10 protein-coding genes and 1 pseudogene are annotated in these 10,017 nt (G+C 63.1%); 7 read left to right on the top strand and 4 right to left on the bottom strand.

Annotation, left to right across the window (positions count from 1 at the left end; all coding sequences use genetic code 11):
• Nucleotides 1-40 precede the first annotated feature (40 nt).
• The 7 genes from rpsF (at nt 41) to ACTHNZ_RS10580 (ending at nt 5,976) form a co-directional block, all read left to right on the top strand.
• Nucleotides 41-418: a 30S ribosomal protein S6 gene (gene rpsF / locus ACTHNZ_RS10610; protein WP_102646935.1), complete on the top strand. Its 378-nt coding sequence runs from the start codon at nt 41-43 to the stop codon at nt 416-418.
• Nucleotides 419-469: 51 nt separating this feature from the next.
• On the top strand, nt 470-769 hold the full coding sequence (gene priB, locus ACTHNZ_RS10605; RefSeq protein ID WP_440542452.1) for a primosomal replication protein N: 300 nt from the start codon (nt 470-472) through the stop codon (nt 767-769).
• A 2-nt stretch (nt 770-771) separates the two neighbouring features.
• Entirely contained in the window at nt 772-1,047 is a 276-nt protein-coding gene (gene rpsR, locus ACTHNZ_RS10600; protein ID WP_440542451.1) for a 30S ribosomal protein S18, read from the top strand.
• 27 nt (nt 1,048-1,074) lie between these two features.
• A complete protein-coding gene (gene rplI, locus ACTHNZ_RS10595) occupies nt 1,075-1,527 on the top strand; it encodes a 50S ribosomal protein L9 (protein ID WP_440542450.1) in 453 nt (150 codons plus the stop codon).
• 163 nt (nt 1,528-1,690) lie between these two features.
• Nucleotides 1,691-4,117: a replicative DNA helicase gene (gene dnaB, locus ACTHNZ_RS10590; protein ID WP_440542449.1), complete on the top strand. Its 2,427-nt coding sequence runs from the start codon at nt 1,691-1,693 to the stop codon at nt 4,115-4,117.
• Between the two features lie 203 nt (nt 4,118-4,320).
• Complete coding sequence (locus ACTHNZ_RS10585; RefSeq protein WP_440542448.1) at nt 4,321-4,947, top strand: DUF47 domain-containing protein; 627 nt, start codon at nt 4,321-4,323, stop codon at nt 4,945-4,947.
• A gap of 18 nt (nt 4,948-4,965) precedes the next feature.
• Nucleotides 4,966-5,976 (top strand): anion permease, encoded by a 1,011-nt coding sequence (locus ACTHNZ_RS10580; RefSeq protein ID WP_440542447.1) that lies wholly within the window; start codon nt 4,966-4,968, stop codon nt 5,974-5,976.
• Nucleotides 5,977-6,024: 48 nt separating this feature from the next.
• On the opposite strand, the gene ACTHNZ_RS10575 is transcribed toward ACTHNZ_RS10580, so the two are convergent.
• From ACTHNZ_RS10575 to ACTHNZ_RS10560, 4 genes and pseudogenes are all read right to left on the bottom strand, one after another.
• On the bottom strand, nt 6,025-6,744 hold the full coding sequence (locus ACTHNZ_RS10575; protein WP_440542446.1) for an NlpC/P60 family protein: 720 nt from the start codon (nt 6,742-6,744) through the stop codon (nt 6,025-6,027).
• A gap of 315 nt (nt 6,745-7,059) precedes the next feature.
• Entirely contained in the window at nt 7,060-8,868 is a 1,809-nt protein-coding gene (locus tag ACTHNZ_RS10570) for a PhoH family protein (protein WP_440542445.1), read from the bottom strand.
• A gap of 326 nt (nt 8,869-9,194) precedes the next feature.
• Nucleotides 9,195-9,656, bottom strand: a complete 462-nt coding sequence (locus ACTHNZ_RS10565; RefSeq protein WP_440542444.1) for a peroxiredoxin — start codon at nt 9,654-9,656, stop codon at nt 9,195-9,197.
• Between the two features lie 88 nt (nt 9,657-9,744).
• Nucleotides 9,745-10,017: pseudogene (locus ACTHNZ_RS10560) on the bottom strand (4-deoxy-4-formamido-L-arabinose-phosphoundecaprenol deformylase); the annotation flags it as partial.

Raw genomic sequence — 10,017 nt, 5'->3', positions numbered from 1 at the left:
CCATCGACGCCCGGGTGGCTTCAATCCACAAGGAGTGTGTATGCGTCATTACGAAATCGTCTTCGTCGTACACCCCGATCAAAGCGAGCAAGTGCCCGCGATGATCGAGCGGTACAAATCCACGATTACCGCGCGCGGCGGCAACATCCACCGCATCGAAGACTGGGGCCGTCGCCAACTGGCCTACATGATCGAGAAACTCGCGAAGGCTCACTACGTCTGCATGAACATCGAATGCGATCAAGCTACGCTCGAAGAGCTCGAGCACGCATTCAAGTTCAACGACGCCGTGCTGCGTCACCTGATCGTCAAGATGAAGAAGGCCGAAACCGGCCCGTCGCCGATGATGAAGGAAGTGCAGCGCGAAGAAGCCAAGAAGGCAGCTGCGTCGTCGCAGCCGTCCGAAGCGCAGGCTTAACGGTATTCACGGTTTAAGCCACCTAGGTTCCGTCGTTTTTTCGCCGCTCTCGTGAACAGGCTGCAACTCATGGCCAGCGTGATCGAGCGCGAGCCGCTGCGCTACACGCCGGCGGGCGTGCCGATCGCAAGCTGTACGCTGCAGCACCGCGGGGAAGTCGTCGAAGCCGGCATCGTCCGGCAAGTCGAGTTGACGATGCCCGCGCTGGCCGCAGGCACCGCGAGCGGGAAGCTCGAAACCTGTGAGATGGGCGTCGAAACGCTCTTCACCGGTTTCCTGGCGAAGAAAAGCCGCAATGCGAGAACCTTGGTGTTTCACATCACAGAATTGCAGGACATTGGAAAGGACTGAACATGCCCCGCCCGACTGGTAAGAAATTCGACAAGCGTCGTCAGCAACAGAACCCGCTGTTCAAGCGCAAGAAGTTTTGCCGCTTCACGGCTGCCGGCGTCGAGTACATCGACTACAAAGACCTCGAAACGCTGAAGGACTTCATCGGCGAAAACGGCAAGATCACGCCGGCTCGTCTGACGGGTACGAAGGCCCACTATCAACGTCAGCTCGATACGGCGATCAAGCGTGCGCGTTTCCTCGCGCTGCTGCCGTACACCGACCTGCACAAGGCCTAATCAGACGACGCGATAAGGAGAATCCGAATGCAAATCATTCTTTTGGAAAAGGTCGTCAACGTCGGCAACCTCGGCGACATCGTCAAGGTCAAGGACGGCTACGCCCGTAACTTCCTGATCCCGCAAAAGCTCGCTCGCCGTGCAACGAAGGAAGCGATTGCCGAATTCGACGTGCGCCGCGCCGATCTCGAAAAGGCTGCCGCCGAGAAGCTGGCCGCCGCGCAAGCGCAAGGCGAGAAGATGGGCGGCCTGACGGTTCAGATCGGGCAGAAGGCTGGCGTCGACGGCCGTTTGTTCGGTTCGGTCACGAACGCCGACATCGCCGAAACGCTGACGAAGCAAGGCTTCGCGGTGGAAAAGGCGCAAGTGCGCCTGCCGCAAGGCCCGCTGAAGATGGTGGGCGACCACCCCGTGCAAGTGTCGCTGCACACGGACGTCCTGGTCGACGTCACGGTGTCGGTGCTCGGCGAGCACGCGTAAGCATCGCGAACTGCAGCCGGCAGGAAAGGGCGCCCACGGGTGCCCCCGGTTCGGCGCAGAGATGGAAGAGGGCAGGAGCCGGAGCGCCGGTTCCTGCCTTTTTTGTTTTGGCCTCGTTTTAGCCGCTGGCGGACGCCGAGCCATTTCGCGATAATGCCTCCCCATGAACGCACCGTCCGATCCGCAACTCGAATCGCTGAAAGTCCCGCCGCATTCGATCGAGGCCGAGCAATCGGTGCTCGGCGGCTTGCTGCTCGATAACGCCGCCTGGGACCGCATCGCCGACTTCCTGGCCCAGAGCGATTTCTATCGCTACGACCACCGCCTCATTTTCGAGCACATCGGGCGGCTGATCGCGTCCACGCGGCCCGCCGACGTCGTGACCGTCTATGAAGCGCTGACGACCTCGGGCAAGGCCGAGGATGTCGGAGGGCTCGCCTATCTGAACGCGCTCGCGCAAAACACGCCGAGCGCCGCGAACATCCGGCGCTATGCCGAGATCGTGCGCGACCGCGCGGTGCTGCGCCGCCTCGTCTCGGTGGCCGACGAAATCTCGGCCGATGCCTTCAATCCTCAGGGCAAGGAGGTGCGGCAACTGCTCGACGAGGCCGAATCGAAGGTGTTCTCGATCGCCGAGGACGGCGCCCGCGGCACGCAAGGCTTTCTCGAGATCGGACCGCTCTTGACGCAGGTGGTCGAGCGCATCGATACGCTGTACCACACGGCCAATCCGAGCGACGTCACGGGCACGCCAACGGGCTTCGTCGATCTCGACCGCATGACCTCGGGCATGCATGGGGGCGAACTCATCATCGTGGCAGGGCGGCCGTCGATGGGTAAGGCTCAGCCGCTCGACGCCCGCGTGAAGACGCTGTCCGGCTGGAAGCGGATGGGCGATCTCGAGGTGGGCGATGCGCTGGCATCGGTCGACGGTGAGCCGTCGATGGTGACGGGCATTTATCCGCAGGGCGAGCGGCAGGTTTATCGCGTGCGTTTTTCGGACGGGCGCTCGGCCGAGTGTTGCGACGAGCATCTGTGGCGCGTTCACTTCAGAGAGTGGGCGCAGCCGCGTGTCGTCGATACGGGGCAATTGCGCTCGCTGCTGACGCGCAAACGGTATCAAAATCGCTTGTGGATCGACCTCCCCAGCGGAGATTTCGGCCACGACGAGGCGCTGCCCGTCGATCCGTGGGTGCTCGGCGCGTTGCTCGGCGACGGCGCGATCGGTAGCACATCCGTTCGTTTCAGCGACAAGGCCCAAGAGACGCTCGATCGGATGCGCGCACGCGCCGGCGACGACATGCGGCTCGAGTACGCCGGTCAGTACGACTGGCGGATCGAGCGCTGCCCGGCGGCCGAGACCACGGCCCGCCCCCGCGTCAACCCGATCGAGCAAGCGCTCGAGCGCTTGGCGCTGTGGGGGTGCACGAGCTACGACACGTTCATTCCTCGCGCTTATCTCGACGCGGCCAAGCCGGCGCGGCTCGATTTGCTGCGTGGTCTGCTCGACACCGATGGCTGGGTCGAGTCGTGGGGCACGGTTCGATATTCGACGGCCAGCGAGCGCCTCGCACGCGACGTCTGCGAGCTCGTGCGGTCGCTCGGTGGCTGGTGCACGGTGTCGGCGAAAAACACCTCGCTCACCAGTGGCAGCGTGCGCCAGGCCGGCGCGACGGCATACCAATGCACGATCAGTCATCCCGATCCGCTGAGCCTGTTCCTGTTCGAAGGCAAGCGTGAGCGGCTCGAGCGCGGGCGCGCGAGGCGCAAGATGCCCGTCGTCGTCTCGATCGAGCCGACGCGCGTTGCGCCGACCCAATGCATTTCGGTATCGCATCCGTTGCGGCTTTATCTGACCGACGATTACGTGGTGACGCACAACACGGCATTTTCGATGAACATCGGCGAATACGTCGCCGTGGAGTACGGGTTGCCCGTCGCCGTGTTCTCGATGGAAATGCCTGGCACGCAGCTCGTCATGCGGATGCTGGGGTCGGTGGGCCGTCTCGATCAGCACCGTATGCGCACGGGCCGCCTGACCGATGAAGATTGGCCGAAGCTCACCCACGCCGTGCAAAAAATGAGCGAGGCGCAGCTCTTCATCGACGAGACGGGCGGCCTGAACCCGATGGAATTGCGCTCGCGGGCGCGACGCTTGGCCAGGCAATGCGGCAAGCTCGGGCTCATCATCGTCGACTACTTGCAGCTGATGTCGGGATCGTCGACCGGCGAGAACCGGGCCACGGAAATCTCGGAAATCTCACGCTCGCTGAAAGGGCTGGCCAAGGAGCTCGATGTGCCCGTGATCGCGCTGTCGCAGCTCAATCGGAGTCTCGAACAGCGGCCGAACAAGCGCCCCGTCATGTCGGACTTGCGAGAATCGGGCGCTATCGAACAGGATGCGGACGTCATCTTGTTCATTTACCGCGACGAAGTGTACAACCCCGACAGCCCCGACAAGGGCACGGCCGAGATCATCATCGGCAAGCAGCGTAACGGGCCGATCGGGCCCGTTCGGCTCACGTTCCTGGGGCAATACACGAAGTTCGACAACTTCGCCGGGGCGCAAACCTTCCACGGCGGCGAGTGACCGGCGGCTGCGCGGGGCGGCACGTCCGTTGCGTTCTCGTCTTCGGTTGCAACCGGGCGTTGGGCTGACTCGCGCGAGCCGGTACAATATTGCAGTTTTATGTCAGCCCCATGAATCCTGCCGCTTGGGTGGGTTCCGTCCGGCGCGGCGGCGTAGCCGCAGCCGCGATGGGGCGCTCAATATGACCACCTATCGGGATCTCAATGTTCGGTCGTTTCATGCCCACCGAGGGCAAGTTCTTTGAAATCTTCAACGAGCACGCGAAGTGCATCGTCTCCGCGAGCGAAGAGCTCGAGCGCCTCGTCGACAATCTCAGCGACGCCGAAGTGCACAAGCAACGCGTGCAGGTCAATGAAAAAGCGGCCGATAAACTGACGCACGAAACGATCGACCTGCTGCACAAGACGTTCATCACGCCGCTCGACCGCGACGAAATCCACAAGCTCATCACGACGATGGACGACATCCTCGATCTGATGGAGGACGTCGCGACGGCCGTTTCGCTCTACGACGTCCAAGCGATGACGTCGGAGGCGAGCCAGCTCGCCCATATCTGCACGCAGACGGCCAAGCACGTCCAACGGGCGGTGAACATGCTGTCCGACATGAGCCAAGCCCGGCTGATCCTCTCGGCGTGCGAAGAGATCGATCGCCTCGAATCGGAAGCCGATCGCGTGTTGCGCGCCGCCATGTCGAAGCTGTTCCGCGAAGAAGACGACGTGAAGACCTTGATCAAGCTGAAGGCCGTCTACGAGTTGCTCGAATCGATCACGGACAAGTGCGAGGATGTCGCGAACATCATCGAAGGCATCGTGCTGGAAAACGCGTAACGCGGGCGGACCAAACCGATGCATTCGATTCAGATCGCCACTTGGGGGCTCGCGACGCTGATCGTCGTCGCGCTCGCCTTCGATTTCATGAACGGCTTTCACGACGCCGCGAACTCGATCGCCACCGTCGTCTCGACGGGCGTGCTCAAGCCGCAGCAAGCCGTCGCGTTCGCGGCGGCGTGCAACGTCATCGCCTATTTCATCTTCCACCTGAAGGTCGCGCAGACGGTCGGCAAAGGCACGATCGATCCGCATATCGTCGACCACTACGTCATCTTCGGCGCGCTGGCCGGCGCGATCGTCTGGAACATCCTGACCTGGCGTTTCGGCATCCCGGCCAGTTCCTCGCACGCCCTGATCGGCGGCCTCGTCGGCGCGGCGCTGGCCAAGTCGGGGTGGTGGGCGCTGAACATCGACGGCATCCTGAAAACCGTCGCGTTCATCTTCATCTCGCCGCTGCTCGGCTTCATTCTCGGCTCGTTCTTCATGACGGCCGTGTCGTGGATCTACTTTCGCACGCCGCCGAGCAAGGTCGATCGCCGCTTTCGGCGCCTGCAGTTCATCTCGGCCGGCCTGTACAGTCTGGGACACGGCGGCAACGATGCGCAAAAGACGATCGGCATCATTTGGATGCTGCTGATCGCCACCGGCTACGCATCGGCAACGGCCGCCGCGCCGCCGGTTTGGGTCATCGGCGCCTGCTATTTGTCGATGGGGCTAGGCACGCTGTTCGGCGGCTGGCGCATCGTCCGCACGATGGGGCAGAAGATCACGAAGCTCAAGCCCGTCGGCGGTTTCTGTGCGGAGGCGGGCGGTGCGATCACGCTGTTCACGGCGTCGGCCATGGGCGTGCCGGTCTCGACGACGCACACGATCACCGGCGCGATCGTCGGCGTGGGCGCGACGCAGAAGCTATCGGCCGTGCGCTGGGGTGTCGCCGGCAGCATCGTCTGGGCGTGGATCTTGACGATCCCGGCCTCGGCGCTGCTCTCCGCGATCGCTTGGTGGCTCGGGCATCGGTTCCTGTAAGGACGGCGGCCCTCTTTCAAAGGGCCGCTGCCCCTCGGGGCGGATCGATCAATTGCTGCCGTCGGCGAAACGCGCGATGGGATCGTCGTCGGCTGCCGATGTTTGCGCGCTAGGAGCGCTTGGAGTGCTCTGAGGGCTCGGGGCTGCGGAAGCGCGCACCCGCTGCGCGTTCGATTCCGCCGGTGCAGGCGGTGCTGTCGCCAGTTCCGTCGGCGCATCGAATGGTGAGGGTGCCGTAAGCGGCGGTGCCACCCGCCGAATACCGTCGAAGTGCTTCGCCCAATACGGGTTCGTCAGATAGTCGAGCCGTACCGTGCCGCCCGTCGACGGCGCATTGACGAAGCGCAGTTTGCCGACGTAAATGCCGACATGCGAGTGCGGCCGGCCCGTCGTGTTGAAGAAGATGAGGTCGCCCGGGGCGATTTCGTCGGGCTCGATCGCTTCCCCTCGACGGCTCATGTCGGCCGTCGTGCGCGGCAGATCGACGTCGGCTGCGCGTCCCACGATGTATCGCACGAGGCCGCTGCAGTCGAACCCGCTATCGGGCGTATTGCCGCCCCATCGGTAGGGAACGCCGATGAGGCTCATCGCCTCGATCGAAATCTCCTCTCGCCCAATGCTGTGATCGACGAAGCGCGGCAAGCCAGGCGGCATCGTGCGCAGCCCATTGTCTCCGAACGAGCTGCCGCCCGAGCGAGCGCTTCTCGGCGGCGCACTCGAGCACGCAGCCAACGACAGCACGATGAGGGTGAGGAGCCAAATTCGCATGCAACGATGAACCGGGCGCACGCGGTGCCAGGTCGTAAGGAGAGGTTGTCGAAGGAGCGCCGCGTAGCCGGTACTTCAATTGTCCGCCGAGGTGCGCTCGCTCCCGCTGTTGCGGCCGATAGTAGCCCTGCCGGCGGGCCTTCGGCAAGGATTCTTCATCAATTACTTGAAGTTGCGCACGCAGGCGTTGTCTCGGCAATACGCTTCCTCGGGCAGCCGTCATCATCGTGGCCCCAAATAAAAAAGCGCCCGGGGAGCCGGGCGCTGAGCATCGAACGCTGAGGAGCGGGCGCGGTTGCGCCGCTCCGGGGGCGATTAGAGAATGTCGGACGCGTAATCCGCGAGCCGCGAGCGCTCACCGCGCGCCAACGTCACATGACCGCTGTGCGCCCAGCCCTTGAAGCGATCGACGACGTACGTGAGGCCCGAACTACCTTCCGTCAAATACGGCGTGTCGATCTGGGCGATGTTGCCGAGGCAGACGATCTTCGTGCCTGGGCCCGCGCGCGTCACGAGCGTTTTCATCTGCTTGGGCGTCAGGTTCTGCGCTTCGTCGATGATGAGGTACTTGTCGACAAACGTGCGCCCGCGCATGAAATTCATGCTCTTGATCTTCAAGCGCGAGCGAATCAGCTCCTGCGTGGCCGCGCGGCCCCATTCGCCGGCGCTGTCGTCGGTCCGCTGCAGCACTTCGAGGTTATCGTCGAAGGCGCCCATCCAAGGCTGCATCTTTTCTTCCTCGGTGCCGGGCAGAAAGCCGATGTCCTCGCCGACGGGCACCGTCGCCCGCGTGACGATGATTTCGTTGTACCGCTTTTCGTCGAGCACCTGAGCCAGCCCCGCGGCCAATGCGACCAGCGTCTTGCCCGTACCCGCTTGTCCCAGCAGCGTCACGAAGTCGATCTCTGGGTTCATCAGCAGATTCAGCGCGAAGTTTTGCTCGCGGTTTCGCGCCGTGATGCCCCAAACGTTGTTCTTGTGATGGCTGTAGTCGCGCAGCGTCTGCAACACGGCCGTCTTGCCGTTGAGCTCGCGTACGATCGCCTGGAACGGCGGCTCGCCCGTTTGCGGCTCGAGATAGACGAACTCGTTGACGAGCAGCGACGGGCACAGTGGTCCGGTCACGCGGTAGTAGGTGGTGCCGGTCTTGTTGTCCTGCCAGCTCTCCATCCCTTTCGCATGCTTGGTCCAGAAATCCTGGGGCAAGGCACGCACGCCCGAGAACAGGAGATCCGAATCCTCGAGCACTTGGTCGTTGAAATAGTCTTCGGCCGGCAGTCCGAGCGCATGCGCCTTGATCCGCATGTTGATGTCTTTCGACACCAGCACGACTTGTCGATCTTGACGATCGCGCTGCAGCGCGCGGACGACGCCGAGGATCTGATTGTCGGCCTTGCCTTGCGGCAGCCCCTCGACGGGCTCGATATCGGCGAGCTTCGTCTGGAAGTACAGCCGCCCGAGCGCTTCGCGGCTGCCGAGGCCGGACAGCGGCAGTCCTTCCGCGATCAGCCCGGCATTCGCCACGAGCGAATCGAGCGTGCGACTGACTTGCCGTGCATTGCGCGCGACTTCCGACATGCCTTTCTTGTGATTGTCGAGTTCCTCGAGCGTCATCATCGGCAGATAGACGTCGTGTTCCTCGAATCTGAACAGGCAGGTCGGATCGTGCATGAGCACGTTCGTATCGAGGACGAACAACTTGCGCAGTTCGGCTTCGATGGCGGCGGCCTTGCCGGTACGGGCTTTGGTGCCGCCGCGCGTCGCCACGGCGTTGTCGGGCTGCGTGCCCGCGGCGGGCGTTTCCTTGCGCGCCTGCACCGGCATGGCGGCGGGTGCCGAGGGCTGCGCCGGCTGCAACAGTGCGGCGGTTTGCTTCGGTTTGCGGCCGCGTGCGGTAGGGGCGACTTCGGCGGCGGGCGATGACGGCAGCGGGCGCAACGCCGCGCCGGCGTTGGCGGCCGCGCCCATCGGGGCGGCGACGTGGGTGGCGCCGTACTGAGCCGCTTCGGTTTGCTCCCCCATCGTTCCCTGTTTTTTGGCGCCTCGCGCCGGTCTAGCTTTGGCTTTGAATTCGTCGGGCGGCAATAGGCTGCCGAGCTTGCTGGGCGGGGTAGGCAAAGGCATGGTTTCCCTCAAAGAATCGGGTCGCATCTCATGCGCCGCCGAATGCTCGATCCTCGTTGAGGGGGCGAGCCTTCAAGCAGCGCGTTTCAGGTTTCGGTTCGCCGGTTCGCCTAGATTTCGATCAACTCCTTCGCAAGAGTCCGGCGGGAGGAAACGGCCCGGCCGCCGAAAAACAAAAAAGCCGCCGCTCCTGTTGCAATTGGAGCAAGCGGCTCGGTTTCGAGCATCGCACAGCGCCTGACGGATGAAGCGTCAGCTTGGCCGACGGCGCTCGAGCAGACAAAACGAAGTGAACGGGAACTCATTGCAACGCAATATAACCCGCGTCAAACTGCTTGTACAGCCTCGAGCGTTTCATCCACGTGACCGGGCACTTTGACTCCCCGCCATTCGCGCCGGAGGATGCCTTCGGAGTCGATGAGGAAGGTCGAACGCTCGATGCCGCGCACTTCCTTGCCATACATTTTCTTCATCTTGATGACACCGAACAAAGAACAGAGCGCTTCGTCGGCATCCGAAATCAACGGAAACGGCAGTTCGAGCTTGGCCTTGAAGTTCTCGTGCGAGCGTAGGCTGTCGCGCGACACGCCGACGATTTCCGCGCCCGCTTTCTGAAACTTCGGATAGAGGTCGCGAAACTGCAAGCCCTCCGTCGTGCAACCCGGTGTGTTGTCTTTCGGATAAAAGTACAGCACAACCTTCTTGCCGCGCAGGCCGGACAGTGTGATATCGCCGCCCGTCGCCGGCGCTGTGAAATCGGGGACGGTTTGGTCGACTGCAATGGGCACGTGGTTCTCCTGTTTTTATCGCGCAGATGGTCGAGTGGGCCGAGGCGGGGCGAACGGCTGACGCGCCCAGGGCTTGCGGCGCGAGCGTTCAGTCCGGCTGGACGATCAACTCGCCCGAGCGGCCGGGAATTTCACCCCATGTGACAGGGTACGTTGGCAGCTCGCTCCGGTCCAGCGCGGCATGGTAATCGCTCATTGTCGCAAACGTATGACCTTGAGCGTGCCAGCCTGCGAGCAATTGTTCGAAGATCGGGGCGAGCTTTTGTCCTTCGAGCTCCGCGTGCAGCGTGAAAACCTGATCCCGCGGGCTCGACTCGGTCGCGGCGAGCAGGCGTTCGGCGACGTTCGATTCGTCGCAGCC

This window comes from Trinickia sp. (assembly GCF_051953955.1).
Taxonomy (GTDB): Bacteria; Pseudomonadota; Gammaproteobacteria; order Burkholderiales; family Burkholderiaceae; genus Trinickia.
This window is presented reverse-complemented; position numbering and strand designations above follow the sequence as displayed.

What these genes read in the sequence shown, in the direction of transcription:
- rpsF (WP_102646935.1), top strand. Translation starts at nt 41, where the DNA reads ATGCGTCATTACGAAATCGTCTTCGTCGTACACCCCGATCAAAGCGAG.
- rpsR (WP_440542451.1), top strand. Translation starts at nt 772, where the DNA reads ATGCCCCGCCCGACTGGTAAGAAATTCGACAAGCGTCGTCAGCAACAG.
- rplI (WP_440542450.1), top strand. Translation starts at nt 1,075, where the DNA reads ATGCAAATCATTCTTTTGGAAAAGGTCGTCAACGTCGGCAACCTCGGC.
- dnaB (WP_440542449.1), top strand. Translation starts at nt 1,691, where the DNA reads ATGAACGCACCGTCCGATCCGCAACTCGAATCGCTGAAAGTCCCGCCG.
- ACTHNZ_RS10585 (WP_440542448.1), top strand. Translation starts at nt 4,321, where the DNA reads ATGTTCGGTCGTTTCATGCCCACCGAGGGCAAGTTCTTTGAAATCTTC.
- ACTHNZ_RS10580 (WP_440542447.1), top strand. Translation starts at nt 4,966, where the DNA reads ATGCATTCGATTCAGATCGCCACTTGGGGGCTCGCGACGCTGATCGTC.
- ACTHNZ_RS10575 (WP_440542446.1), bottom strand. Translation starts at nt 6,744, where the DNA reads ATGCGAATTTGGCTCCTCACCCTCATCGTGCTGTCGTTGGCTGCGTGC.
- ACTHNZ_RS10570 (WP_440542445.1), bottom strand. Translation starts at nt 8,868, where the DNA reads ATGCCTTTGCCTACCCCGCCCAGCAAGCTCGGCAGCCTATTGCCGCCC.